Source organism: Streptomyces sp. NPDC056527 (assembly GCF_042794475.1).
In the GTDB taxonomy this organism is placed as follows: Bacteria; Actinomycetota; Actinomycetes; order Streptomycetales; family Streptomycetaceae; genus Streptomyces.
Map to the genome: position 1 here is coordinate 1 of NZ_JBHTTQ010000065.1, position 26,350 is coordinate 26,350.

General features: G+C 71.2%; 21 protein-coding genes. 10 read left to right on the forward strand and 11 right to left on the reverse strand.

Translation table 11 applies throughout. The features are described 5' to 3' along the window. Nucleotides 1-46 precede the first annotated feature (46 nt). On the reverse strand, nt 47-1,579 hold the full coding sequence (locus tag ACFQ7Q_RS25855; protein ID WP_383559152.1) for a ricin-type beta-trefoil lectin domain protein: 1,533 nt from the start codon (nt 1,577-1,579) through the stop codon (nt 47-49). Nucleotides 1,580-1,684: 105 nt separating this feature from the next. On the opposite strand from ACFQ7Q_RS25855, the gene ACFQ7Q_RS25860 reads away from it, so the two are divergent. From ACFQ7Q_RS25860 to ACFQ7Q_RS25870, 3 genes are all read left to right on the forward strand, one after another. Then, nucleotides 1,685-3,130 carry a class II fumarate hydratase gene (locus ACFQ7Q_RS25860; RefSeq protein ID WP_383559154.1) on the forward strand — a complete coding sequence of 482 codons (1,446 nt, stop codon included), beginning with the start codon at nt 1,685-1,687 and terminating at the stop codon, nt 3,128-3,130. Nucleotides 3,131-3,174: 44 nt separating this feature from the next. Next, on the forward strand, nt 3,175-3,840 hold the full coding sequence (locus tag ACFQ7Q_RS25865) for a DUF402 domain-containing protein (RefSeq protein ID WP_383559156.1): 666 nt from the start codon (nt 3,175-3,177) through the stop codon (nt 3,838-3,840). A 289-nt stretch (nt 3,841-4,129) separates the two neighbouring features. Further along, on the forward strand, nt 4,130-6,265 hold the full coding sequence (locus ACFQ7Q_RS25870) for a SpoIIE family protein phosphatase (RefSeq protein ID WP_383559158.1): 2,136 nt from the start codon (nt 4,130-4,132) through the stop codon (nt 6,263-6,265). A gap of 96 nt (nt 6,266-6,361) precedes the next feature. On the opposite strand, the gene ACFQ7Q_RS25875 is transcribed toward ACFQ7Q_RS25870, so the two are convergent. After that, on the reverse strand, nt 6,362-8,536 hold the full coding sequence (locus tag ACFQ7Q_RS25875; protein ID WP_383559159.1) for a transglycosylase domain-containing protein: 2,175 nt from the start codon (nt 8,534-8,536) through the stop codon (nt 6,362-6,364). Nucleotides 8,537-8,808: 272 nt separating this feature from the next. Between ACFQ7Q_RS25875 and ACFQ7Q_RS25880 the strand changes: the two genes are divergently transcribed. Genes ACFQ7Q_RS25880 through ACFQ7Q_RS25890 form a run of 3 tightly spaced genes read left to right on the forward strand, consistent with a single transcriptional unit; the run spans nt 8,809 to nt 12,358 of the window. After that, nucleotides 8,809-9,333, forward strand: a complete 525-nt coding sequence (locus tag ACFQ7Q_RS25880; protein ID WP_355105714.1) for a PadR family transcriptional regulator — start codon at nt 8,809-8,811, stop codon at nt 9,331-9,333. Next, nucleotides 9,330-10,013, forward strand: coding sequence for an ABC transporter ATP-binding protein (locus tag ACFQ7Q_RS25885; RefSeq protein WP_383559161.1), 684 nt, complete (start codon nt 9,330-9,332; stop codon nt 10,011-10,013). Before ACFQ7Q_RS25880 ends, ACFQ7Q_RS25885 begins: the two co-directional genes overlap by 4 nt. Next, entirely contained in the window at nt 10,010-12,358 is a 2,349-nt protein-coding gene (locus ACFQ7Q_RS25890; RefSeq protein ID WP_383559162.1) for an FtsX-like permease family protein, read from the forward strand. Before ACFQ7Q_RS25885 ends, ACFQ7Q_RS25890 begins: the two co-directional genes overlap by 4 nt. Nucleotides 12,359-12,411: 53 nt before the next feature. Here the strand turns inward: ACFQ7Q_RS25890 and ACFQ7Q_RS25895 are convergent, their stop codons facing one another. Then, nucleotides 12,412-13,353, reverse strand: a complete 942-nt coding sequence (locus tag ACFQ7Q_RS25895) for a hydrogen peroxide-inducible genes activator (protein ID WP_383559218.1) — start codon at nt 13,351-13,353, stop codon at nt 12,412-12,414. Between the two features lie 166 nt (nt 13,354-13,519). Here ACFQ7Q_RS25895 and ACFQ7Q_RS25900 point away from each other — a divergent pair, with 166 nt between their 5' ends. Further along, a complete protein-coding gene (locus ACFQ7Q_RS25900) occupies nt 13,520-14,074 on the forward strand; it encodes a peroxiredoxin (RefSeq protein ID WP_383559163.1) in 555 nt (184 codons plus the stop codon). A 6-nt stretch (nt 14,075-14,080) separates the two neighbouring features. Continuing rightward, on the forward strand, nt 14,081-14,614 hold the full coding sequence (locus ACFQ7Q_RS25905) for an alkyl hydroperoxide reductase (RefSeq protein WP_329116564.1): 534 nt from the start codon (nt 14,081-14,083) through the stop codon (nt 14,612-14,614). Nucleotides 14,615-14,674: 60 nt separating this feature from the next. Here the strand turns inward: ACFQ7Q_RS25905 and ACFQ7Q_RS25910 are convergent, their stop codons facing one another. From ACFQ7Q_RS25910 to ACFQ7Q_RS25930, 5 genes are all read right to left on the reverse strand, one after another. After that, nucleotides 14,675-15,379 carry a hypothetical protein gene (locus ACFQ7Q_RS25910; RefSeq protein WP_383559165.1) on the reverse strand — a complete coding sequence of 235 codons (705 nt, stop codon included), beginning with the start codon at nt 15,377-15,379 and terminating at the stop codon, nt 14,675-14,677. Continuing rightward, nucleotides 15,376-16,914: an AI-2E family transporter gene (locus ACFQ7Q_RS25915; RefSeq protein WP_383559167.1), complete on the reverse strand. Its 1,539-nt coding sequence runs from the start codon at nt 16,912-16,914 to the stop codon at nt 15,376-15,378. Before ACFQ7Q_RS25915 ends, ACFQ7Q_RS25910 begins: the two co-directional genes overlap by 4 nt. A gap of 114 nt (nt 16,915-17,028) precedes the next feature. Beyond that, complete coding sequence (locus tag ACFQ7Q_RS25920; RefSeq protein WP_383559169.1) at nt 17,029-17,718, reverse strand: transglycosylase SLT domain-containing protein; 690 nt, start codon at nt 17,716-17,718, stop codon at nt 17,029-17,031. A gap of 377 nt (nt 17,719-18,095) precedes the next feature. Then, nucleotides 18,096-19,418: a PhoH family protein gene (locus tag ACFQ7Q_RS25925; protein ID WP_383559171.1), complete on the reverse strand. Its 1,323-nt coding sequence runs from the start codon at nt 19,416-19,418 to the stop codon at nt 18,096-18,098. A 351-nt stretch (nt 19,419-19,769) separates the two neighbouring features. After that, complete coding sequence (locus ACFQ7Q_RS25930; RefSeq protein WP_383559173.1) at nt 19,770-20,531, reverse strand: isoprenyl transferase; 762 nt, start codon at nt 20,529-20,531, stop codon at nt 19,770-19,772. 110 nt (nt 20,532-20,641) lie between these two features. Here ACFQ7Q_RS25930 and mgrA point away from each other — a divergent pair, with 110 nt between their 5' ends. Further along, nucleotides 20,642-21,679 carry an L-glyceraldehyde 3-phosphate reductase gene (gene mgrA / locus ACFQ7Q_RS25935; RefSeq protein WP_383559174.1) on the forward strand — a complete coding sequence of 346 codons (1,038 nt, stop codon included), beginning with the start codon at nt 20,642-20,644 and terminating at the stop codon, nt 21,677-21,679. A gap of 402 nt (nt 21,680-22,081) precedes the next feature. On the opposite strand, the gene ACFQ7Q_RS25940 is transcribed toward mgrA, so the two are convergent. Beyond that, the gene (locus ACFQ7Q_RS25940; protein WP_383559176.1) at nt 22,082-22,435 is read right to left on the reverse strand and encodes a winged helix-turn-helix transcriptional regulator; all 354 of its coding nucleotides are present in this window, start codon (nt 22,433-22,435) and stop codon (nt 22,082-22,084) included. Nucleotides 22,436-22,512: 77 nt separating this feature from the next. Here ACFQ7Q_RS25940 and ACFQ7Q_RS25945 point away from each other — a divergent pair, with 77 nt between their 5' ends. After that, nucleotides 22,513-23,661 (forward strand): winged helix DNA-binding domain-containing protein, encoded by a 1,149-nt coding sequence (locus ACFQ7Q_RS25945; RefSeq protein ID WP_383559178.1) that lies wholly within the window; start codon nt 22,513-22,515, stop codon nt 23,659-23,661. Nucleotides 23,662-23,941: 280 nt separating this feature from the next. Here the strand turns inward: ACFQ7Q_RS25945 and ACFQ7Q_RS25950 are convergent, their stop codons facing one another. Continuing rightward, on the reverse strand, nt 23,942-25,486 hold the full coding sequence (locus ACFQ7Q_RS25950) for a DUF2079 domain-containing protein (protein WP_383559180.1): 1,545 nt from the start codon (nt 25,484-25,486) through the stop codon (nt 23,942-23,944). Nucleotides 25,487-25,497: 11 nt separating this feature from the next. Further along, nucleotides 25,498-26,319 carry a prepilin peptidase gene (locus ACFQ7Q_RS25955; RefSeq protein WP_383559182.1) on the reverse strand — a complete coding sequence of 274 codons (822 nt, stop codon included), beginning with the start codon at nt 26,317-26,319 and terminating at the stop codon, nt 25,498-25,500. Nucleotides 26,320-26,350 lie beyond the last annotated feature (31 nt).

The window sequence follows — 26,350 nt, forward strand, 5'->3', positions numbered from 1 at the left end:
CGCCCGACCGGCGTCGGGCGGGGGCCACTGCCGCGACCGAAGGCCCCTACGCGAACCGCTGTCCCGCCGACCCGTCGCAGGTCTGCAGCCGGATCGGCTGGCGCGCCGCCGACTGCGTCAGGCACAGGCCCGTCGCCGCCGCAGGCCTGATCGTCGCCCCGTCCCGCACGAACTTCTGGTTCGCCGTGCCCGAGCAGTTCCAGACGATCATCCCCGTCCCCGCCTGGTACTTGGCCGCCGGCACGTCCAGGCACCGGTCCTGGGTCAGCTCCGTGTGGACGGTCCGGCGTGCGGGGTCGTACCACCAGCCCTGGTTGCGGCCGCCGTGGCAGTCCCAGCCGAGCACGGCGGTGCCGTTCCTCGACGTGGCCGCGTCGACGTCCACGCAGTTCCCCGTCGCCTGGTTCTTCAGCGGCTTGTAGGCGTCGTCCCAGGCGTACGGGACGAGGGTCGGGGTCCCCGACGAGTTCACGTCCGCGCAACTTGCCTCACGCAGACCCGAGTTGTAGATCTGGGTCAGACAGGACGCGAAGGCCGCGTGGCCGCGCGCGTTGGGGTGGAAGGACTGCCGGACGGAGTTCTCGTCCGGGGGGCCGGGCTTGGAGAGGTCGATGTACAGGCCCCTCGCCCAGGGGTCCTCCATACAGACCTCGTGGCCGTGGAAGAGCCGCGAGTTGTCGAGGTAGGTCGCCCCGGTGCCGGCCGCCGCCCTGCGCATCCCGCGCTCGAAGGCCGGCACCGCGGTGTTGCGGCCCCAGACGGTGTCGGAGTCGTAGCCGAGCCCGCCGCAGGAGAGCTTGCCGGGGAAGTTCGGGTTGTCGTGGAAGTCCGGGCCGATGGGACTCGGGTAGCCCATGACGACGAGCTTGTAGTCGCCGTCGGCGTACCCGGCGTCGCGCATCACGGTCTTCAGGTCGCGTACGGTCTGCTCGACCTTGGGCACGAGTCCGTCGACGCGGGCCTGCCAGCCGGGGGCGTACTTGGGCTCGCAGGCGCCCTGCAGGGTCAGGTACCGCGTGACGCAGTCGGTCATCACCGGGCCGAACTGCAGGTCGTCGTTGGCTCCCGCCACCAGCAGCACCATCTTGATCCGGGTGTTGCGCGCCTTGATGGCGAGGTTGTCGCTCTGGACGAGTTCGTCGGCGTACTGCTTCGATCCGCCGATCCTGATGTTGCCGCTGTAGGCGCCGGAGCAGGACACGTTGAACGTGAGGTCCGCGGGGATTCCGGTGCGGTGGACGGCGGCGTCGGGTGAGCGGTGGCACCAGTTGGTCGGCCCGTTGGTCGGCGGCTCGTAGGTGCCGACGCCCTCGCCGGAGATCTCGCTGTCGCCGAGCGAGATCAGGCCGGTCTTGCGCTGGGCGAGCGGTCGCTCCTCGGGGCTGCCGTAGATCTTGGTGGCCTCGGCCGCGCGGATGGCCTCCAGCTCGGGCGAGAGGGGTACGGACGCCGCCGTACGGGTGCCCGTTCCGGTGTCGGCCGCGCCGGCGGGGGCTGCGGCTGCCATGGTGCCGAGGGCCGCGGCGGCCGCGGCCGTGGCCGCGATCGTCCAGCGGAGTCTGTACCTGGTGCGCCTCATTGCGCCTCCTGGAAGTGGGGTTACCCACGGTTTTTACTGGCCGGTACGCGCAATGGGAATAGCCGGAACAAGACAAGTGCTCAACTTTGTATGGAGGTTGACGACATGACCGACACCAGCGGCGGCACGGCCGATACCGGCGGCGACAAGACCGGTGACCACCGGATCGAGCACGACTCGATGGGCGAGGTGCGCGTTCCCCGGCACGCCAAGTGGCGGGCGCAGACCCAGCGGGCGGTGGAGAACTTCCCCATCTCGGGGCAACGGCTCGAACGGGCCCATATCGAGGCGCTCGCCCGGATCAAGGCCGCGGCCGCCAAGGTCAACGCCGAACTCGGGGTCGTCGACCGGGACCTCGCCACGGCCATCCAGGAGGCGGCGGCCGAGGTCGCCGAGGGCCGTTGGGACGAGCACTTCCCGGTCGACGTCTTCCAGACCGGCTCGGGCACCTCGTCCAACATGAACACCAACGAGGTCATCGCCACCCTCGCCACCGAGCGGCTGAGCGGGGCCCCGGGGGACCGCAGCGTCCACCCCAACGACCATGTGAACGCGTCCCAGTCGTCCAACGACGTCTTCCCCTCCTCGATCCACATCGCCGCCACGGCCGCCGTCACCCGCGATCTGATCCCGGCGCTCGATCATCTGGCCGAATCCCTGGAGCGGAAATCGGCCGAATTCGCGGACGTGGTGAAGTCCGGCCGTACGCATCTGATGGACGCCACGCCGGTGACACTCGGACAGGAGTTCGGCGGCTACGCGGCCCAGGTCCGGTACGGGATCGAGCGGCTGCGCTCCTCACTGCCCCGGCTCGCCGAACTCCCCCTCGGCGGAACGGCGGTGGGCACCGGCATCAACACACCGCCCGGGTTCTCCGCCGCGGTCATCGCCGAGATCGCCGACGCCACCGGCCTGCCGCTCACCGAGGCCCGCGACCACTTCGAGGCGCAGGGCGCCCGGGACGGCCTGGTGGAGACGTCCGGGCAGCTCAGGACCATCGCGGTCGGCCTCACGAAGATCTCCAACGATCTGCGCTGGATGGCGAGCGGCCCGCGCACGGGCCTCGCCGAGATCAACCTCCCCGACCTCCAGCCCGGCTCGTCGATCATGCCGGGCAAGGTGAACCCGGTCGTCCCCGAGGCGGTCCTCATGGTCGCCGCGCAGGTGACCGGCAACGACACCACGGTGGCGGTCGCCGGCGCGGCCGGGAACTTCGAGCTCAACGTCATGCTCCCGGTGATCGCCAAGAACCTGCTGGAGTCTGTACGCCTGCTCGCCAACGCCTCCCGCCTCCTCGCGGACCGGACGGTCGACGGCATCACCGCCAACGTCGAGCGGGCCCGGGAGTACGCCGAGTCCTCGCCGTCCGTCGTCACCCCGCTGAACAAGTACATCGGCTACGAGCAGGCCGCGAAGGTGGCCAAGAAGTCCCTGGCGGAGCGGAAGACGATCCGGCAGGTGGTGCTCGAGTCCGGCTTCGTGGAGCGGGGCGACCTCACGGTCGAACAACTCGACGAAGCGCTCGACGTGCTGCGTATGACTCATCCGTGACCTGTACCGCAGCGACGAAGAGGGCCCGCCCCTAAGATCTGCGCATGACAGGATCGGGCGGCCCTCAGCACTGGGCGCCGGGGGAGCACATCCTCTGGCGCTACCGCGGCAACGGCTCCGGCGCGGTGCACATCTGCCGGCCGGTGACCGTCGTCCAGGACACCCCCGAGCTGCTCGCCGTCTGGATGGCCCCGGGCACCGAGTGCGTCAAGCCGGTGCTCGCCGACGGAACCCCCGTGCACGAGGAGCCGCTCGCCACCCGGTACACCGCCCCGCGCACCACCGCCCGCGCGCGCTGGTTCGGCACGGGGGTGCTGAAACTGGCCGGACCGACGGATCCCTGGTCGGTCTGGCTGTTCTGGGATCGCGGCTGGCGCTTCCGCAGCTGGTACGTGAACCTCGAGGAGCCGCGCACCCGGTGGTCCGGCGGCATCGACTCCGAGGACCACTTCCTCGACATCTCCGTCTACCCCGACCGCAGCTGGCTGTGGCGGGACGAGGACGAGTTCGCGCAGGCCCAGCGGGCCGGCCTGATGGACGCGGCGCAGGCCGCGCGGGTGCGGGCGGCGGGCCGCGCCGCAGTCGAGGTGATCGGGGCATGGGGCGCGCCGTTCTCCGACGGATGGGAGGACTGGCGGCCCGATCCCCGGTGGACCGTGCCCGAGCTGCCCTCGGACTGGGATCGCACTCCGGCGCACACGGCACCGTGAGACCCTTGATGCGCCCCCGGGGTGCAAACGTAGGATCGTCCTCCGCAAGGCGGTGATCAACCGAACGAGGCGTCAACCACAGAGCACAGCGCAGGACCTGACCGTAAGTCATTCTGAGGGGGAGAGCAGTGCCGGACGTGTGCCCGGGTGTGCCGACCCCTGTCGTAGCCGCTGCTCGCGGGGCATGCACATCCACCGCGTGCCAGGGGTTTATCCCCGGTGAAGGCGCGGCATCGGCGAGAAGAGCGAGTGCATCGCACCACCGGCCCGGACGGACGGAATCCCACGCGTGACGGAGCATCCCACCTCCCACGAAGGCCGGCAGCCGCTGGCTGCCCGGTCGCACGAGCGCACCCGCCCCCGCCAGGAAGCGGCCGAGGCCCCGGTGCCGGCGCAGCCCGGCGCGGCCGGCCACCGGTCGGGCGCCGCGGACGGTCGCTCCGGCGACGCCGCGGGCTCGGGCCGCGCCGGCACGGGAGCCCCCGTGCCCGGTCAGGTGACGCCGCCGACATCGGCCCCCGCCAAAGGCCCGTCGGCCGATCACGGCGGCACGACGCCGGGCCATGGGGCCGCGCCGGCCGGGCGTGGTGGCGCGCCCACCGGTTCGGCGGGCGAATCGGCCGGGCATGGTGGCGGTCCCGCCGCGCCAGGAGCCGCGCAGGCCGGTGCGCCTGCCGCGGCGATGGCCGTGAACGTCGCCCCGGGAGCGGCGGCACCGCAGGATGTGCTGGCGGCGCGGCGCGAGGGCGACCGGCTGCGGTTCGTGGGCGCGGCGACCCGGCGGATCGCGCGCGGGATAGACCTCGACGAGATCGTGCTGGGTCTGTGCCGGGCGACCGTGCCGACCTTCTCCGACGCGATCCTGGTCTATCTGCGCGACCCGCTTCCGGTGGGCGACGAACGGCCGGTGGCGCCCTTCGTGCTGCGGCTGCGCCGTACCGACCGGCTCCGTTTAGCGGAGGTGGAGGGCGAGGAGCTGGCGCTCGTCCCCGACCCCGACCCGACCCCGGCCGCCGAGCTGTGCGAGGTCCGCTCCGGCAGTGCGCTCGCCGAGGTGCTGCGCGGGGTGCGGCCGGTCTTCGGCGACTCCGCCGCCGCCCGCGCCGCGCTGCCCGAGCTGCTCGGGCCCGAGCACGTGCTGCCCGGCGGGCATCGGGCGATCCTCGCCCCGCTGCGGGGCCGCCGCCGGGTGATCGGCGCCGCGGTCTTCCTGCGCCGGCCCGAGCGGCCCGGCTTCGAGCCCAACGACCTCCTGGTCGCGGCGCAGTTGGCGACCCACACCGCGCTCGGCATCGACAAGGCAGTGCTGTACGGCCGCGAGGCGTACATCGCCGACGAGCTCCAGCGCACGATGCTTCCGGACTCGCTGCCGCAGCCGACCGGTGTCCGGCTCGCCTCCCGCTATCTGCCGGCGGCCGAGACGGCCCGTGTCGGTGGTGACTGGTACGACGCGATCCCGCTGCCCGGCAGCCGGGTGGCGCTGGTGGTCGGCGACGTCATGGGCCACTCCATGACCTCCGCGGCGATCATGGGCCAGCTGCGGACGACGGCGCAGACCCTGGCCGGGCTCGACCTGCCGCCGCAGGAGGTGCTGCACCACCTGGACGAGCAGGCCCAGCGGCTCGGTCAGGACCGGATGGCGACCTGCATGTACGCGGTGTACGACCCGGTCTCGCACCGGATCACCATCGCCAACGCCGGCCATCCGCCGCCGATACTGCTACACCTCGGCGGCCGCGCGGAGGTCCTGCGGGTACCGCCGGGGGCGCCGATCGGCGTGGGCGGGGTCGACTTCGAGGCGGTGGAGCTGGACGCCCCCGCGGGCGCCACCCTGCTGCTCTACACGGACGGCCTGGTGGAGTCCCGGCTGCGGGACGTGTGGACCGGGATAGAGCAGCTGCGGGAGCGCCTCGCGGCGACCGCCCAGCTGACCGGGCCGGATCACTCACCGCCCCTCGAAGCCCTCTGTGACGACGTCCTCGACATGCTGGGCCCGGGCGACCGGGACGACGACATCGCGCTGCTCGCGGCCCGGTTCGACGGGATCGCGCCCAGTGACGTGGCGTACTGGTTCCTGGAACCGGAGGACGCGGCCCCGGGGCGTGCCCGGCGGCTCGCGCGGCGGGCGCTGGCCCGCTGGGACCTGGAGGAGCTGTCGGACTCGGTCGAGCTGCTGATCAGCGAGGTCGTGACGAACGCCGTGCGGTACGCGGAGCGGCCGGTGACCCTGCGGCTGCTGAAGACCGACGTCCTGCGCTGCGAGGTCGGCGACGACTCCCCGCAGCTGCCGCGGCAGCGACGGGCACGGGACACCGACGAGGGCGGGCGCGGTCTGTTCCTGGTGAACCGGCTGGCCCGGCGATGGGGCGCGACGCGGCTCTCCGGCGGCAAGGTGGTCTGGTTCGAGCTGCCCACGCGGACGTAGATCCGAACGCTCCGCCCGTTCGCGGGCCCTACGGCGGACCCGTACGGCTCGAGCACGGCGAAGGCCGGACCCTCAAGGGGTCCGGCCTTCGTCATGTCACCGCTCGGGGCGCTCGTCCCCGCCGAAGTCCGGCGGTTCGACCGTCGGACCGGTCGGGTCCGTCGTCCCGGTCGGCTCGGGCGGCACCGTGACGGTATCCGTCGGCTGCGGCGGCGTCGTCGCCGTCGAGGTCGGCGGCGGCGTCGGGTCAGGGGAGCCGGTGGTGGGCGGCGGGCTCGACGTCGGGGCCTCGGTGGACTGCGTCGGCGTCGGGTTCGGCTCCAGGACCGCGGAGTCGTCGGTCTCCAGGTCGAAGCGGGCGTCCGAGCCGCCGCCGAGGGCGGTGGTGGTGTAGTCGCCCCAGATCTGGGCCGGGGTCCTGCCGCCGTTGGCGCGGCCCTTGTTGATCGTGTCGGTGAGGGTGACCTGGTTGCCCTTGGGGTCCTCGCCGAAGAGGCCGACGGCCGTGACCAGTTCGGGGGTGTAGCCGACGAACCAGGCGGAGCGGTTGTTCTCCGACGTACCCGTCTTGCCCGCCGCGGAGTAGTCGCCGGCCGCCCGGGTGCCGGAGCCGCTGGTGACGACGCCGGTCATGGCCTTGGTGACGGTGTCGGCGGTCTCGCGGCTGACGACCTGGTCGCCGATCGCCTTCACCGGATCGACCTTGCGGTCCTTGTGCTCGGCGGACTTCACGATGGTCGGGGTGACCTTCACGCCGTGGTTGTCGAGCGTGGCGTAGGCGCCGGCCATGTCCCAGGTGGAGGCGCCCATGGTGCCGAGCGACATCGCGGGGCTCTCGCCGAAGTCCGGGCCGTCCTTCAGGCCGAGGTCGAGGGCGGTCCTCTTCACGTGCCCCGGGCCGACGTCCACGATCATCTGGGCGTAGACCGAGTTGATCGAGCTGTTGGTGGCCTTCTGGACGGTGACGGGGCCGTGGTTCTTGTCGTCCTCGTTCTCCGGGGCGAAGGGGATGTCGCTGCCCACGACCGGGGTCTTGCTGTCGCCGTTGTAGATCGTGCCGAGGCCGATCTTCCGCTCGTCCTGGGTCGTGGCGTCGTTCTCGAGCGCGGAGGCGAGCACGATCGGCTTGAAGGTCGAGGCCGGCTGGTAGTCGCGGCGGGTGGCGTTCGACGTCCAGTGCTCGGTGGCGCCGATGCCGCCGTAGAGGGCGACGACCTTGCCGGTCTTCGGGTCGACGGAGGTGGCGCCGGCCTGGACGGTGGCGTCCTTCTTGTCGCCCTTGCGGTCGAGCTTCTCCTCCAGCTGTCGGTCGACCGCCGCGACGAGGGCCTTCTGCTTCTTCTCGTCGATGTTGAGCGTGATGGTCCAGCCGCCGGCCTTGATGTCCTCGGCGCGGATGCCCTGGCGGATCAGTTCCTGGTTCGCGGCCTCGACGAGGTAGCCGCGCTGGCCCTCCATGCCGGGGGCGGCCTTCTCCTTCTGCGGGGCGGGGAACTTCAGCGTGGCGCGCTCCGTCGCGTCGAGCCAGCCCTCCTCGACCATGTTGTCGAGGGTGTAGTTCCAGCGCTCCTCGACGAGCTTGCGGCCGGTCGGGGTGGCGGCGGTCCAGTCGTACTGGTTGGGGGCCTGGAGCAGCGAGGCGAGGTAGGCGCCCTGGGCGACGTTGAGCTTGGAGGCGTCGACGCCGTAGTACGACTGCGCCGCGGCCTGAATGCCGTAGGCGCTGCGGCCGTAGAAGCTCGTGTTCATGTACCCGGCGAGGATCTCGGGCTTCCCCATGCGCTGGTCGACCTTGAGCGCGATGACCATTTCCTTGAGCTTGCGCGTCGCGGTCTGGTCCTGGCTCAGGTAGAAGTTCTTGACGTACTGCTGGGTGATGGTCGAGCCGCCCTGCTTGCCCTTGCCGGTGATCGTGGACCAGGCGGCGCGGGTGGTGCCCTTGATGTCGACGCCGTTGTCCTTGTAGAAGGACTTGTTCTCCGCGGCGACGAAGGCGTTCTGGACCGGTACCGGGATCTTCTCCAGGCCCACGATCTCGCGGTTGATCTCGCCGGTCCGGGCGAGGATCTTGCCGTCGGCGTACTTGTAGACGTTGCTCTGCATGGTCGCCTGCGCGTTGGCGATGGGCACCGGGACCATCAGGTAGACCACGTAGAAGGCGCCCAACACGAGAAGGCAGCCGACGAAGAACGTGCCCAGGATCTTCTTCCAGGTGAAGAGTCGGCGTATCCGCCCGCCCTTCTTCCCCTGGCTTTTGTCCGCTCGGCCCATGTGCTTCGTCGCTCCGCTCGTCGTCGTCACGGGTCTGGTGCCCGCGCCGGATCAGCTCAGCAAGCTAACACCGCCGATGCTGACAAAGCGCACTCGATCCGGTCTTTTCCGGACGTGAGAATCAGCACCCGCCCCCGCAGGAACCGACGCTCCTGACGCCGGGATGGTTGTGCGACGCCGGTCACATCACCCGTTATCGCTGGTCACATCGCCCGATTTCACCGATCCGGCGGCTATACATCGAGGGTATACACCGGGTGTAGAGTGACAGCATGTCAATCGGACACACCCTTCTCGGGCTCCTGGAGTCCGGTCCGCGCCATGGATACGACCTCAAGCGCGCCTTCGACGAGAGATTCGGCCACGACCGGCCGCTGCACTACGGGCAGGTCTACTCGACGATGTCCCGGCTGCTGAAGAACGGCCTGGTCGAGGTCGACGGCATCGAGGCCGGCGGCGGCCCCGAGCGGAAGCGGTACGCCATCACCGAGGCCGGCGTCACCGATGTCGAGCAGTGGCTGCGGCGCCCCGAGAAGCCGGAGCCGTACCTCCAGTCCACGCTCTACACCAAGGTCGTCCTCGCACTGCTCACCGGACGCGGGGCCGCCGAGCTGCTCGACGTCCAGCGCGCCGAGCATCTGCGGCTGATGCGGGAGCTGACCCGGCGGAAGAAGGACGGCGACCTCGCCGACCAGCTGATCTGCGACCACGCCCTCTTCCACCTCGAAGCCGATCTGCGCTGGCTGGAACTGACCGCCGCCCGGCTCGACCGGCTCGCCGAGGAGATCCGCCGATGACCACCAGCCCGCTGCTCCGGGCGAGCGGCCTGGACAAGGCGTACGGACCGACCCCGGCGCTCTCGGGCGCCGAGTTCGCCATCCGGGCCGGCGAGGTCGTCGCCGTGATGGGCCCCTCGGGCTCCGGGAAGTCCACCCTGCTGCACTGCCTCGCCGGGATCGTCCGGCCCGACGCCGGCACCATCACCTACGACGGGCGCGAGCTGGGCGCGATGTCGGACGGCGAGCGCAGCGCCCTGCGCCGTTCCGACTTCGGCTTCGTCTTCCAGTTCGGGCAGCTGGTGCCGGAGCTGACCTGTGTCGAGAACGTCGCCCTTCCGCTGCGTCTGAACGGCGAGCGGCGCAAGAGCGCCGAACAGCGGGCTCGGGACTGGCTCTCGCGCCTGGAGGTCGACGACATCGCCGCCAAGCGGCCCGGTGAGATATCCGGCGGCCAGGGCCAGCGGGTCGCGGTCGCCCGCGCGCTCGTCAGCGCCCCGCGGGTGCTCTTCGCCGACGAACCGACCGGCGCCCTCGACTCCCTCAACGGCGAGCGGGTGATGGAGCTGCTCACGGACGCGGCCCGGGACACCGGTGCAGCCGTCGTCCTCGTCACCCACGAGGCCCGGGTCGCCGCCTACTCCGACCGCGAGGTCGTCGTCCGCGACGGCGCCGTCCGGGACACGGAGTGGGCGGTATGAGGCTCCGCACCTGGGCCCGCGACCTGACGCTCGGCGCGCGGTTCGCGGTCACCGGAGGCCGGCAGGGCTGGGTCCGTACGGTCCTGACCGCCGCCGGCATCGGCGTCGGCGTCGCCCTGCTGCTCGCCGCCGCCTCCCTGCCCGACATGCTCTTCCAGCGGGAGGTCCGCGAGGCGACCCGCACCGTCGACGGCAGTGAGCAGGAGACCGGCCCCCGTCCCGACACCTTTCTCCACCTCGGACAGACCACGCTCTACCGGGACGACGCCGTCACCGGGCTCCTTCTGCGTCCCGAGGGCAATAGGACCCCGCTCCCGCCCGGCGCGGCGAAACTGCCCGCGAACGGCGAGATGCTGGTCTCCCCCGCGCTCCGCGAGCTGCTCGACTCCCCCGACGGCGCCCTCCTCGAGGAGCGGCTCCCCTACAAGGTCGTCGGGACGATCGGCGACGCCGGACTCATCGGCCCGGCCGAGCTGCGCTACATCGCCCAGGTCGACTTCCTCACCACCGACAACTACGACGGGCGCGGATCGCGCTACGGCTGGTCGGTGCCCGCGGAACCGTTCAACGCGTTCCTGATCCTCCTCGTCCTCGTCGCCTCCGTCGTCCTGCTGCTCCCGGTGCTCGTCTTCGTCGCGACCGCCGTCCGCTTCGGCGGGGAACAGCGCGACCGGCGGCTCGCCGCGCTCCGCCTGGTCGGCGCGGACACCGCGACGACCCGGCGGATCGCGGCCGGCGAGTCCCTGGCGGGCGCGCTCCTCGGCCTCGCGGTCGGTGTCGGACTCTTCGCGGTGGCCCGGCAGTTCGTCGGTACGGTCACCGTCTGGGACGTCAACGCCTTCCCGTCCGACGTCGTGCCGATGCCCGCCCTCGCCGCGCTCGTCCTCCTCGTGGTGCCGGTCGCCTCGGTCGTCGTCACGCTCTTCGCGCTGCGCGGAGTGGCGATCGAGCCGCTCGGCGTCGTCCGGTCCGCCGCGCCGCGCCGCCGCCGGCTGTGGTGGCGGATGCTGCTCGTGGCGGCCGGCGTGGCCCTGCTCGTCCCGCTGTTCGGAACGGTGGAGGTGAACCAGACCGCCGTCGACACCATGGGCGTCGGAGCGGGCGTCACCCTCGCCCTGATCGGCCTCACCACCCTGCTGCCGTGGCTCGTCGAGTCCGGTGTGAAGCGGCTGCGCGGGGGGCCGGTGTCCTGGCAACTGGCCGTCCGCAGGCTCCAGCTGAGCAGTGGAACGGCCGCCCGCGCCGTCAGCGGCATCGTCGTCGCCGCGGCCGGTGCGATCGCGCTCCAGATGCTCTTCCAGGCCATGGAGAACGACTTCACGCAGGCCACGGGCGAGGACTCCACGCGGGCACAGCTCGTGGCCGAGACCGAGGCGACGACCGGCGACGAGGCCCGGGAGATGATCAACCGCTTCGCGAGGACCCGGGGCGTCAGCGGTGTCTCCGGCACGATCACCTCTTCCGTATGGCGGCCCGGCGGCCTGAAGGAGGGCGAGGAGTTCGCCCCGATCACCTCGATCAAGGTCGGCGACTGCGCCTCCCTCCGCGAGTTCGCGACTCTGCCCTCCTGCACCGACGGCGACGTCTTCACCGCTCTCTCTCACGGCGCCCAGGGATCGGCGCCCGACAGCTGGGTCATGGAGACCGCGAAGCCGGGCAGGACGGTCGTCCTGCGGGACCCGGAGGAGCACAAGGGCGATCTCCCGCAGTGGCGGATCCCCACCACCACCCGGATCGTGGACTCCCGCCCCGACCCGACGGGCATGTACGAGTTCGGGATCCTCGCCACCCCGTCGGCGATCGACGCGGCCCGGCTCGACGATCCCGCCGCGCTCGCCATGGTGCGGCTCGACCCGGCCGTGCCGGACGCCGCCGAGTACGTACGGAACACGGCGGTGGCCCTCGATCCGACCTCGTGGGTCCGGACGCTGAAGAACACCGAGCGGAACGCGCAGTTCAGCAGCGTCCGCACCGGCATCCTCGTCGGCTCCACCCTGACGATGCTCCTGGTGGCGGCCTCGCTCCTGGTGACCACGCTCGAACAGCTCAGGGACCGCAAGCGGCTGCTGTCCTCGCTGGTCGCCTTCGGCACCCGGCGCACCACGCTCAGCTGGTCGGTGCTATGGCAGACGGCGGTGCCGATCGTGCTCGGTCTCGTCCTCGCCGTGGCGGGCGGGCTCGGTCTCGGTGTCGTGCTGCTGAAGATGACGGGGCAACAGGTCCTGGACTGGTGGGTCTTCCTGCCCGTCACCGGGATCGGGTTGGCGCTGATCGCGGCCGTGACGCTGCTGAGCATGCCGGTGCTGTGGCGGCTGATGCGGGCGGACGGCCTGAGGACGGAGTAACCCGTCGAGTGTGCGTACGACGCGTGGGCGCGGGTTCCTGAAGCCGGGGGGTTTCAGGAGCCCGCGCCCACCACCCGTACGGGAAGGCGCTTCAGTGCGCCCCGCAGCGCCTCGGCCAGCTCCTCGAACTCGGCCTGCCGGGCTGCGCCCGCCCGCATGGCGAGGGCGACCTGCCGTGAGGGCGCGGGCTCGGCGAAGGAACCGGTGAAAAGGGCCGTGTTGCGGGCGGTCTCGACCTTGACGGCCGTGCGCGGCAGCAGCGTGACACCGAGGCCGCCCGCCACCAGTTGGACCAGCGTGGAGAGCCCCGCCGCGGTCGTGGTGACCGGCGCGCCCTCGGTCCGGCCGGCCTCGCGGCAGATGTCGAGGGCCTGGTCGCGCAGACAGTGCCCCTCGTCCAGGAGCAGCAGGTTGAGCTCCTTCAGCGCCTCGCGCGGTATGTCGTCGCGGCCCGCCAGCGGATGGCCCTCCGGGGCGACGAGCACGAAGTCCTCGTCGAAGAGCGGGAGTTCACTCACTCCGGGAACCCCGAGCGGCACGGCGAGCAGCAGCAGGTCGAGCCGCCCGGCCGCGAGCCCCTCCAGGAGCGAGGAGGTCTGCTCCTCGTGGACCTGGAGGTCGAGCTCCGGGTAGCGCCGGTGGACCAGGCTCAGGACGGTGGGCAGCAGATACGGGGCGACGGTCGGGATCACGCCGAGCCGCAGCACCCCGGTGAACGGGGCCTGGGCCGCCTCCGCCTCCTCCATCAGCTCCGCCACGGCGTCCAGGACGGCCTTCGCCCGCACCGCGAGCCGCTCGCCGGCGGGCGAGAGCAGAACCCTGCGCGTCGTACGCTCGAGGAGCTGGACACCGAGTGCCTCTTCGAGAGCCGAAACCGCGCCCGAGAGCGCCGGCTGGCTCATGCCGATCGCCGCGGCGGCATCACGGAAGTGCAGCTGCTCGGCGACCGCCACGAATGCTCTGAGCTGGGAAAGACTTGGCTGCTTGCCACGCATCGGGCCGGTGTACGGGCTGTACGGGGATCCCACTGATAACCACCTTCGATCAACACGAGGCAGTCTAGCTATTTCACTGATCAATGCACTCCGTGCCAGGATGAGCTCACGTCCAACCCCCCTCGGAAGACCCCAAAAGGGACTTCCTCCTGTGCAAGGAGAGCGCGTGCTCACTGTCGGTGACCAGTTCCCCACCTACGACCTGACCGCCTGCGTGTCGCTGGAGAGCGGCAAGGAGTTCGAGCAGATCGACCACAAGTCCTACGAGGGCAAGTGGCGTGTGGTGTTCTTCTGGCCCAAGGACTTCACTTTCGTCTGCCCGACCGAGATCGCCGCTTTCGGCAAGCTGAACGACGAGTTCGCGGACCGCGACGCCCAGATCCTCGGCGTCTCCGGCGACTCCGAGTTCGTGCACCACGCCTGGCGCAAGGACCACGCCGACCTGCGTGACCTGCCCTTCCCGATGCTCGCCGACTCCAAGCACGAGCTGATGAGCGACTGCGGTGTCGAGGGCGAGGACGGCTTCGCCCAGCGCGCCGTCTTCATCGTGGACCCGAACAACGAGATCCAGTTCACCATGGTGACCGCCGGCTCCGTGGGCCGTAACCCCAAGGAGGTCCTGCGGGTCCTGGACGCCCTGCAGACCGACGAGCTGTGCCCCTGCAACTGGAACAAGGGCGAGGGCACCCTCGACGCGGCCGCGCTCCTGTCGGGCGAGTGATCTGACATGGCTCTCGACGAACTGAAGTCCGCCATACCGGACTTCGCCAAGGACCTGAAGCTGAACCTCGGTTCGGTGATCGGCAACAGCGAGCTGCCGCAGCAGCAGCTCTGGGGCACGGTCCTGGCCTGCGCGATCGCCTCGCGCTCGCCGAAGGTCCTGGCCGAGCTGGAGCCGGAGGCCAAGGCCAACCTCAAGCCCGAGGCGTACACGGCGGCCAAGTCCGCCGCCGCGATCATGGCGATGAACAACGTCTTCTACCGGACCCGGCACCTGCTGTCGGACCCGGAGTACGGGACGCTGCGCGCCGGTCTGCGGATGAACGTCATCGGCAACCCGGGCGTCGAGAAGGTCGACTTCGAGCTGTGGTCGCTGGCGGTCTCCGCGATCAACGGCTGCGGCCAGTGCCTGGACTCGCACGAGCAGGTCCTGCGCAAGGCCGGTGTCGACCGCGAGACGATCCAGGAGGCCGTCAAGATCGCCTCGGTGATCCAGGCGGTCGGCGTGACGCTGGACGCGGAAGCGCTCATCGCCGAGTGAGGCGTGTGACATGACGAGAAGGGCCCCGGGGTCGGTACCCCGGGGCCCTTCTCCGTCCCCTCACTTCTTGAGCGCGGCCATCAACGCCCTGGCGTCCTCGGCGAGGAAGTCCCCGATCCCCGACAGATCGTGTGACGTCGGCCGCTCGGTGGCCTCCCCGGTCTCCGGTTCGGTCTCGTACGCCTCGATCGCCATGATCTCGATCCTCACCTCCGCCTGGCCGTCCAGGACCTGGATCCAGGCACCGGTGGAGGGGCCCTTCGGGGGCCTGTCCACCCACAGGAGCGCCGTCTCGCCCAGCCCGTCGACCCGCTGGAAGTCCTCCCCGTAGCTGGTGTCCTGGATCCGGGGCTCGAACTCCGGTCCCGGGTCGGTCGCCTTGTGCAGCGAGTAGGTGATCGCCACGTCGAAGCCGCTGTCCCGGCCGCCCAGTGTGGCGTTGCAGCGGGCGATGTCCAGCGCGGAATGGTTCGTGGTCAGACCGCCGGCGTCGACCGCCTTCTTGCCGAGGGCCGTGGACAGCGCCTTCAGCTCCGCCTGCTCGCAGAGGTTCGCGGTGGTCCGGTATCCGTCCAGGTCGGGTCCCCCGTCCTGGCTCCGCTCGTACGCGTAGAGTCCGCCGGCCCACAGCGCCGACGCCACGACCGCGCCGCCGAGCGCCCAGAGCCACGGGCGGCGGGGGCTCGGCGGCCGTGTCGGCTCGCTCCGTACGGTCTCCGCCACGGGGAACTCCGCCCCGCCGGCCAGCTCCGGCTCGGAGATCACGCGTCGCTCCGCTCCGCCGAACCGGGCGCCGGGGTCGGCGCCACTTCGAACGCCGTCGCGCCGTGCGGACCGGGTGCGCTGAGCATGGCTTGTTCCTGACTGTACGAGCGGAGATATCCGACGACGGTATTGGTGACCGCGACCAGCGGCACGGCCACGACCGCGCCGCCGATTCCGGCGGTCAGACCGCCGGCCGCGACCGCGAGGACGACGGCGAGCGGGTGGACCCGGACCGCGCGGCCCAGGATGAACGGCTGGAGCACGTGGCCCTCGATCTGCTGCACGGCGAGGACCACGACGAGGACCATCAGGGCGGTGAACACGCCGTTGGTGACCAGGGCGACCACGACCGCGAGGGCGCCGGAGATGACGGCGCCGACCAGCGGGATGAAGGCGAAGAGGAAGATGAACACGGCCAGCGGGACGGCCATCGGGACCTCGAGGAAGTAGAGCCCGAGGCCGATGAAGACCGCGTCGATCAGAGCGACGAGCACCGTGCCCCGTACATAGGCGGTCAGCGTCCGCCAGGCCCGGGGCCCCGCGCCCGCGACGCCGGGGCGGGCCTGCGCGGGCACCAGCTTGAGCGTCCACTGCCAGACCTTCTTGCCGTCGTACAGCAGGAAGAGCGTGGAGAACATCGCGAGCAGGATGCCGGTCAGCGCCTCGACGACGACGGTGACGCCCTGCAGTCCGGCGGAGGTGATCTGCTCGGTGTTGGCGCCGACGGTGTCGCTGAGGTTCTTGGCGATGTCGTTGATCTGCTTCTCGGTCACGTGGAACGGACTGTCGAGCAGCCACTGCTTGAGCTCTTCGATACCGTCCCTGACCCGGTCGGACAGGTTGTCGATGTTGTCCATGACCTGCCAGACCACGAACCAGCCGACCAAGCCCATGATCACGAAGCCGGAGACGGCGGTGACGGCCGTGGCCAGTCCGCGCGGCAGCCCTGCCTGGCGCAGCCACTTCACCGTGGGCTGGAGCAGCGCGGTGACGAGCAGCGCGGCGACGAAGGCGAGGACGACCAGCTGCACGGAGCTGATCACCTTCATCAGCACCCAGACCGTGCCGGCGAGGACGAGCAGCCGCCAGCCGGCCTCGGCGGCGACCCTCATGCCCCACGGGATCGCGGCGACCGGGTCGGGCCGTGCGGCGACGGCGGGGGCGTAGGCCGGAGGGGCGGGTACGGAGACGGCGGTGCTGCCGGTCCACGGCGCACGTCGCCCGGGCCACCGCCCGGACTCGAACGCGCCCTTGGGGTGCGGTCCTCCGTCGGACGCCACGTCGGCCGGTTCGGCGGCGGGTCGGGGGCCGGGTGCGATGGTCGCCTTTGCGCCGGGCTCCTGCCCGCGTGCGGGTGCGGACTCGGGCGTACCGCCCTCGTCGCCGCCGGGCGTGGGCGCGACTCCGTCGCCCGCTGTGCCCGATTCGCCCGTTCCGTCCGGCTGTTCGGCACGTGCCCGGCGCTCGTCCAGGCGGTCGCCCATACGACTCAGGCCCTCGCCCAGCCGGTTCAGCCACCGCGGCAGTCTCGACATGATCTTCCCTCTTCCCCCGCTCACTCCCCCCGGGAGCCGTGGACCAGAAACCTACACGCATGAAGCCCCCCACCGTAGGACGGTGAGGGGCTCCACAAGGTTGAGCTCGCCGGTCTAGTACCAGCGGTTGGCCTGCCAGAAGTTCCACGCGCCACAGGGGCTGTCGTAGCGGTTGTTCATGTAGCTCAGGCCCCACTTGATCTGGGTGGCCGGGTTCGTCTGCCAGTCGGCGCCGGCCGACGACATCTTCGAACCCGGGAGGGCCTGGACGAGACCGTAGGCGCCCGAGGACGGGTTGGTCGCGCGGTAGTTCCAGCCGGACTCGTGGTCCACGATGTTGCTGAAGCACTGGAACTGCGAGGCCGGAATCATCTGCCGGGCGATCGCCTTGACCTCGGCGATGGAGTAGGAGCCCTGGGCGGAGAAGCTCGAAGCGTCACGGACCGAGGAGCGCTCGGCGCGCGCTTCGGCCTCCTTGCGCTCCTTCTCCGCCTTGTCGGCGGCCGTCTTCTTCGCTTCGGCGTCCTTGGCGGCCTGAATGCGGGCCGCTTCCTCCGCGGACTTCTTCAGGGCCGAGTCGGCCGCAGCGGCCTGGACGTCGGCCTGCTCCGAGAGCGAGGAGACCTGTACCTGGGCCTGCTCGCCCGCGGGGATGTCCGCGAGCAGCGTGGTGTCGGCCGCGGTGGCCTCGAAGTTGTCGTCCGAGGGCTGGGTGCTGCCCGAGGCAACACCCACGACGGCGCCGACGGTGGTGACCGCAGTGGCCGAAGCCACCGCGAATCCCCGGACCGAGATCCGGCTCACACGGTTTCCTTCCAGCATCGCCCACGCAGGTGACCAAGCGGGCGAAAATCGTGCCCCTTGCGCTGGTCTCCGACTTACTGGGTCACAGAAGACACGGGCCCGTGGTGCTGTGGGCGGCATACGGCGAACGATTGTTGAGTTGTGTGGTGCAGCACCCTTGAGGGTGCACGTGTGCCGTATGCGGGGCCTGACGGAAGCAAGACTCTGCCGGACGGCGACGCCGCAAGGCAATTCCGAGTTGCGTGTGAAAGCTCACACCTCGTAAGTCACAGGGGTTTTGGTCGATTCGGCGGACAGCACGACGCCGCCCGGCTAAGCTCCTGCGCTTTGCCGGGCGGCGCCAACTCCCGTACGGGTACGGGACGGTGCGAAACGGGTCAGATCTGGCCGTCCTCCAGCATCTCGGTCACGAGCGCGGCGATCTGCGAGCGCTCGGAGCGGGTCAGGGTCACGTGGGCGAAGAGCGGATGACCCTTCAGCTTCTCGACCACGGCGACCACTCCGTCGTACCGGCCGACCCGGAGGTTGTCGCGCTGCGCGACGTCATGGGTCAGCACCACACGGGAGTTCGCCCCAATACGGGACAGAACGGTCAACAGAACGTTCCGCTCCAGGGACTGGGCCTCGTCCACGATGACGAACGCGTCGTGGAGGGAGCGGCCCCGGATGTGGGTGAGCGGCAGGACCTCCAGCATCCCGCGGCCCAGCACCTCCTCGATGACCTCACGGCTCGCCACCGACGAGAGCGTGTCGAAGACCGCCTGCGCCCAGGGGCTCATCTTCTCGGCCTCGCTGCCCGGCAGATAGCCGAGCTCCTGGCCGCCGACCGCGTACAGCGGACGGAACACCATCACCTTCTGGTGCTGCCGACGCTCCAGGACCGCCTCCAGGCCCGCGCAGAGCGCCAGCGCGGATTTGCCCGTACCGGCCCGGCCGCCCATCGAGATGATGCCGACGTCCGGGTCGAGGAGCAGATCGAGCGCGATCCGCTGCTCGGCGCTGCGGCCGCGGATGCCGAACGCCTCCCGGTCGCCCCGCACCAGCCGGACGTTGCCCTCCGCCGTGATCCGGCCGAGTGCCTTGCCCCGCTCGGACTGCAGGACCAGACCCGTGTGCACCGGCAGCTCGGCGGCCTCCGGGACGTACAGCGTGTCCTGGTCGTACAGGATGTCCACCTGGTCGGCGGAAAGGGCCAGTTCGGACATTCCGGTCCAACCGGAGTCCGTGATGGCGAGCTCCGCGCGGTACTCCTCCGCGAGGAGACCGACCGAGGAGGCCTTGATGCGCAGCGGCAGGTCCTTGGAGACGACCGTGACGTCGTACCCCTCGGCCTGGAGGTTCCGCGCGACCGCGAGAATCCGTGAGTCGTTGTCCCCCAACCGGTAGCCGGCCGGGAGCACGCCGGGGTCGGAATGGTTCAGCTCGACACGCAGGGTGCCTCCCAGGTCCCCGATGGGGAGCGGGGAGTCCAGGCGCCCGTACCTGACCCGGAAGTCGTCCAGGAGGCGCAGGGCCGCCCGGGCGAAGTAGCCGAGCTCGGGGTGGTGCCGCTTGGCCTCCAACTCGGTGACCACGACGATCGGGAGCACGACCTCGTGCTCGTCGAAGCGGGACACGGCGTTGGGGTCGGCCAGCAGGACGCTGGTGTCGAGAACATAGGTGCGCCTGTCGGACAAGCGGCGCTTAGTGCTGGTCACCACGGAAGGACAGACCCCCTTTGACGACCCTTGTGAGGTCGGGGCGCGACGGAAGCGGTGTCGCTGCGGGATGGGACCGGGCTCTGGCCACGATGCGCGGGCCGAGCTCCGGCCCTCCGCTCCGTCCGTACATGTCCTGCACGGTCGTCCTGGTGCAACGGGCCTCCCGGGTGGCGGTCTCCGTGCCGCTCACTCTGGAAGGGGTATTCCCTCGAACACCCGCCGCCATGCCATGGCATATGACGACGTGTTCATACTGTGCCTTCCGGGGGACGACCCCCCGGCCCCCCGCCCAGGTGCCCCGCCCCGCGGCGGACTCCCGGCCTCCGTCGGGGCCGTGGCCGCCGGCCTCCGTCAGGTGCCGTAGCGGCGGTGCCGGGCCGCGTAGTCGCGCAGCGCGCGCAGGAAGTCGACCTTGCGGAAGGCCGGCCAGTGGACCTCGCAGAAGTAGTACTCCGAGTGGGCGCTCTGCCACAGCATGAATCCGGACAGACGCTGCTCACCACTCGTACGGATCACCAGGTCCGGGTCGGGCTGACCGCGCGTGTAGAGGTGCTCGGAGATGTGCTCGACGTCGACGATCTCCGCGAGCTCCTCGAAGCTCGTCCCCTTGTCCGCGTGCTCCAGGAGCAGCGAGCGGACCGCGTCCGCGATCTCCTGGCGGCCGCCGTAGCCCACGGCGACGTTGACGAGTATCCCCGTGTTGTCGTGGGTGGACTGCTCGGCTTCCTTCAGTACGGACTGCGTGCGGGCGGGCAGCAGGTCGAGCGTGCCCACGTGGTGCACCCGCCAGCGGCCGTCGGATGCCAGGGCGCGCACCGCGTCCTCGATGATCGCGAGCAGCGGGACGAGCTGCGCCTCGGGCCGGTTCAGGTTGTCCGTGGAGAGCATCCAGAGCGTCACCACCTCGACGTCGGTCTCGGCACACCAGCCGAGCAGCTCCTGGATCTTGTCGGCGCCGGCCTTGTGACCCTGCTCGGGGGTACCTCCGGAGGCCTTGGCCCAGCGCCGGTTGCCGTCGAGGATCACGCCGATGTGCTTGGGCACCTGGGCATGGTCGAGGCGGCCTTCCACCCGGCGTGCGTAGAGCCCGTACACCAGGTCGCGCAGGTTCACTGTTCTTAACCCCTCCATGCCGCGGCGGTCCCCGAAGCCGCCACATTACTGCGCACGGGTCAAAGGCTCCCAGCCCGGGACTGTCACAAGTCCGTGATAAGCAGAGATACGTGACTGATTCCTCCCTGTACCGCGCCTCCGCGGACCGCTACGAGCACATGGAGTACCGCCGCACCGGCCGCAGCGGGCTCAAGCTGCCCGCCGTCTCCCTCGGCCTGTGGCACAACTTCGGCGACGACCGCGCGCTCGACTCGCAGCGCGCGATCCTGCGCCGCGCCTTCGATCTCGGTGTGACCCACTTCGACCTGGCGAACAACTACGGACCGCCGCCCGGCTCGGCCGAGCTGAACTTCGGCAAGATCTTCGCCCAGGACTTCGCGTCCTACCGGGACGAGCTGATCGTCTCGACGAAGGCCGGCTATCTGATGCACCCCGGCCCGTACGGCGAGTGGGGCTCCCGCAAGTACCTGATGTCCTCGCTCGACGCCTCGCTGAAGCGGATGGGCCTCGACTACGTCGACATCTTCTACTCGCACCGCTTCGACCCGCACACCCCGCTGGAGGAGACGATGGGGGCGCTCGCCTCCGCCGTCCAGCAGGGCAAGGCGCTGTACGTGGGTGTCTCCTCCTACAACAGCGAGCAGACCGCCGAGGCCGCGCGGATCCTCAAGGAGATGGGTGTCCCGGCGCTCATCCACCAGCCGTCGTACTCGATGATCAACCGCTGGACCGAGGAGGACGCCCTCCTCGACACGCTGGAGGCGGCCGGCATGGGCTGCATCTCCTTCGTGCCGCTGGCGCAGGGGCTGCTCACCAACAAGTACCTGAAGGGCATCCCGGAGGGTTCGCGGGCCACGCAGGGCAAGTCCCTCGACCCGAACCTGCTCTCCGACGAGGTGCTGCGGCGGCTGCACGGCCTGGCCGACATCGCCGAGCGCCGCGGGCAGTCGCTGGCGCAGCTGGCGCTGTCGTGGGTGCTGCGCGACGAGCGGATGACCTCCGCGCTGATCGGCGCGTCCAGCGTCGCCCAGCTGGAGGAGAACGTGGCCGCGCTGGCCGGGCCGCCGCTGACGGAGGAGGAGCTGAAGGAGATCGACTCCTTCGCCGTGGACACCGAGGGCACCAACATCTGGGCCGGACGGAACTGACCGCGTCGGGGCCCTGAGGGCTTGGCGTCCAGGGAGGGCCGGGTCCCGGTGCCGGTCCTGGGTCACCGCCTCCGGGTCACGGGACCTGGGGCCCGGTGCCAGGGTCCGGGAACGAAAAACGGGCCGGTCCGTGGGGGGGATACGGACCGGCCCGAGGGGGGGTTTCCACCATAACCCTTCATCAGCCCTGCTGCGTGCCACGCGGCACCAATGGTCTGTCCCGGAATTGCCGGAGAGCAAGCGGGACAAGGGTCGTGAGGCCCGTTGGCGGGTTTGCGCCCCGGCGTGGCGGCGGGTTTCGTACCTCCCAAGAGGGACCCCCCAGAAGAGGCCCCCGGTTGACGGCGGGCACCTCCCGCACAGGTCAGACGGCCGGGCGCGGGGCGGTCGGCCGGACCCGGCTCAGGCGGATTGCTCCGCCTTACGGGCAAGGATCTCGGTCATGAAGCGGTCGCCCCACTCCCCCAGCGGCAGCAGCGCCGTGTTCAGCGCCTCGCCGAACTCGGTCAGGGAGTACTCCACCCGGGGCGGCACCTCCGGGTAGATCTCCCGGTGGACGACTCCGTCCGCCTCCAGCTCGCGCAGCTGCTGGATCAGCACCTTCTCGCTGACACCGGTGAGCTGCCGCCTGAGCTCCCCCAGGCGCGTCGCGCCGTGCGCATGGAGCGCCCACAGGATCAGCGGCTTCCACTTGCCGCCGACGACATCGACGGCCGCGTCGAGCCCGCAGCCGTACGTGGTCTTCCCCTTGGCCATCGCCAACTCCTCGATTCGTCGCGACTGTTCGGTCAAGGCGGACAGGCTCCGACCTATTCCGGCCCTACCGTCGAGCCATGACCATCACCCCACCACAGGTCGGCTGGGCCCAGGCCGATGCCCGAAGGATCCACCGGCAGTTCCTGGACGAACCGACCGACGCCCCGCCGGCGGCCGTGGCCGCAGCGATGCTCGGGGCGCACGCCCAGGTCCTCTCGGCCGCCGAGCTGTCGCTGGCGCTGCGCACGGCGGAGGCGACGCGGGCGGAGGTGCGTGCCGCGGTGAGGGAGGACCGCACGCTGGTCAAGACGTACGGCCCGCGCGGCACCGTGCACCTGCTGCCGGCCGGCGACCTGCCGCTGTGGACGGGGGCGCTCTCCGCCGTGCCGTGGTCGCGCGCGTTGCCCGAGGGGCTGCGGATGACGGAGGCGCAGACCGAGGAGGTCATCGCGGCGATCGGGGACGCGCTGACGGGCGCGGAGCTGACCGTGGACGAGCTGACGGACGCGATCGTGGCGCGCACGGGGCCCTGGGCCGGCGACCGGGTGATGGAGGCCTTCCAGGACAAGTGGCCCCGCTGGCGTCAGGTGACCCACCTGGCAGGCTGGCGCGGGGTCCTCGCCTTCGGGGCGGACAGGGGCCGGAAGGTCACGTACACGAACCCCGGGGCACGCCCCCTGGAGCGCACGAAGGCGCTGCGCGCGCTGGTGGAGCGCTATCTGTACGCGTACGGCCCCGCGACCCCGAAGCACTTCGCGCGCTGGCTGGCGGCGCCGACCGGCTGGGCGGGTGAGCTGTTCGCCGCGATGGCCGGGGAGGGGAGGATCGAGGAGGTCTCCTTCGAGGACGAGGCGGCGTGGGTCGTCGCCGGGGACACGGAGTTCCCGGACTCGCCCGCGCGCGGGGTGCGGCTGCTGCCGTACTTCGACGCGTTCTCGATCGCCTCGCAGCCGAGGGACCGGCTCTTCCCGGGGAAGGCGTACGAGCGAGCGCTGGCGGGCGGGCAGGCAGGGAACTACCCGGTGCTGCTGGTGGACGGGGTCGTCGCCGGGGTGTGGCACCAGCGGCGCTCCGGGAAGCGGATCGCGGTGACGGTGGAGCCGCTGAAGCAGCTGAGCGCGACGCGACTGCGCGCGCTGGAGGCGCAGACCGCCCGGGTCGGGACGGTCCTGGAGGGCACGGCGGAACTGACGGTGGGCCCGGTGAAGGTGGGCCCACACGCATGAGCGGCACGCGCGCGTGAAGCGGGGCGGGGCGGGCGGCGGCATGCGTGCGTGAAGCGGGGCGTAAGGCGGGGCGGGCGGCACGCGCCCGTGAAGCGAGGCCAAGCAGCACGCCCGTGAAGCGAGGCCGGGTGGGATGGCGCGTAAGGCGGGGCGGGCGGCGGCCTCGGGCCGGAGGCGACCGGGCCGCACGCGCGCGTGAAGCGAGGCCGGACGGGTGGCTCGCGTGAGGCGGGGCGGGTGGCATGCGTGCCCGCCCGCTGGGGCCGCCCTGGGCGCGTCGTCACGTCCCCCGACGGTGCAGCAGCGTCACCCCGTCTCCCTCCGCCACCAGCTCGTACCCGTACACCTGACGCGCCAGCCTCAGCTCCGACTCCTGCACGTCGAGCCGGTACGGCCACTGCCCCTGCCGGAACAGCCAGCCCTCCGGCGCCTCCCGGTCGTGGACGATCCACTCGGCGGTGGGCTGCGGGATGAAGCTCAAGGGGGACTTCGGCGCCTTCTCGTCCACGGGGTACGTCGGGAAGATCACGACCGAGCAGCGCGAAGTGAGCTGCGGCACCAGCCGGTTGGAGGCCGCCACGGTCGCCCCGTCGGGGATCCGCGCCAGCAGCGTGCGGGCGGTCTCGACGTGCGGGTCGGCGCGCCAGGTCGACACCGCCGCCACCTGCGCGAGCGGGAAGGCCGGCACCAGGACCACCGTCACCGCGAGGACGGTGAGGAGCGAGGCCCGCAGCTGACGGACCCGGAGCGGATACGGCTCACGGCGCCACACGGACAGCGCGTCGATGAGAGCGGCGAAGACGACCGGCATCAGGATCGCGCTGTAGTGGTAAGCCGTGCCCCAGTGGGAGCTGTTCTCGGAGAGCATCCGCCAGGCGAGCGTCGGGACGGCGATCAGCGCGAGCGGCGAACGCAGGGCGAGCAGCGCGGACGGGGCGAAGATCAGGACCAGGGTCACCGCCTTGACCTCGGGCTGCAGCAGGTCGATCGGCAGCATGGCGAGGGTGGCGAGCAGAGACCCGTCGGTGTCGGGCAGGTTGCCGCCGTAGAAGTACTCCCCGGAAGGATTCACCGCGGGCAGCAGCACCTTGACCGCGAGGACCGAGCCGAGCAGCCCGCCCACCGCGGTCGCGGCGCCGAGCCGGCGCGGGCCCTTGACCGCGACGTACACGCCGATGGCGGCCACGGTGAGCCCCAGGTCCTCCTTGACGAGCAGCAGCGGTACGGCCCAGGCGACCGCGACGCCCCAGCGCTGTCGGCCGAGCGCTTCGAGGGAGAACGCCAGCAGGGGTACGGCGAAGGCGACCTCGTGGAAGTCGAAGGCGGCGGCGGAGGCGATGCCCCAGCTCAGCCCGTATGCGGCGGCGACCGCATGGGCCGCCCAGGTGCCCAGCGCCCGCTGGGCCCAGCGCGCGAGCGGCACGACGGCGAGGCCGAGAAGGACGGACTGGGCGACGAGCAGACACGTCGCGGAGGGCCAGATCCGGTAGAGCGGCGCGAGGACGGCGAGAAGGGGGTGGAAGTGGTCGCCGAGGAGGTTGAAGTCCTCGCCGCGCAACGGGACGACCGGGGCACGGACCTCGGAGTAGGCGCGCACGGCCTGCTCGAAGATGCCGAGGTCGTAGCCGGTGGTGCGCAGGAGGAAGTGGCGGCGCAGGGCGACGGACGCGTACAGGAGGCACAGGCCGACGGCCCAGGCCCAGGGCAGGAGGGAGCGCTTGCGGAGCGAGGGGGCGGCGGGCCGCTCGGCGACCGGTGGGGCCTTGGCGGCCGGTTCGGACGGATCACCTGGCAGGTCCGGCATATCGCCGGTCTTTGTCCACATATATGCGGATGCTAGGGGGTAGCGACGAACGCTCCCATGAGCACGCCGAACAGCGCGCCGCCGATCATGAACGGCCCGAACGGGATCGCCGACTTACGGCTTCCGCGCCGCGCGAGAACGAGGCCGAGCCCGTACAACGAGCCGAGAAGGAACCCCGAGAAGGCTCCGACGAAGAGGATCCCCCAGCCGTACCAGCCGAGGGCGGAGCCGAGCGAGAGGGCGAGCTTGACGTCGCCGCGGCCCATGCCGTTCGGGTGGATCAGGTACAGCACGAGGTAGCCGCCGCCCAGGGCGAGTCCGCCGAGCAGCGAGTGGAGCCAGGAGCCGGCCTCGTACGGCAGGAGTTCGGCGCCGAGGAGGAGCAGCGGCGTGGCGACGGCGAGCGGGAGCGTGAGCTGGTCGGGCAGTCGGTGGACGCGGACGTCGACGGTCGAGAGGAGTACGGCGAAGGGCGCGTAGAGGAGCCAGACGGCCAGTTCGGGGCGGGGGCCGGTGGCGGCGGCGAGGACGGCACAGGCGAGGCCGGTGAGGAGGGAGGGGGCGAGCGGGGAGGACGCGAGGCGCGGTGCCGAGGGCCGGGAGCCGGGGTGCTCCGTACGTTCCGCGCTCGCCGTACGGACCGTACGGGCGCCGGGCGTACGGTCGTCCGTGCAGACGGCGCAGCCCGGGCCGCCGAGCCAGCCCCGCCCGGGGCCGACCAGGGCGTGCCCCGCCTGGCAGCTGTCCCGCCACGGCTCCTCCGGCTCGACCGAGAGCCGGTACGCGGCGCGCGGCACGAGCAGCCCTGCCACGGCACCCCACAGGGCGGCGACGACGATCAGCATGGCGTACACGCGCGGCACCCTACCCAGCCGGGCCGCTACC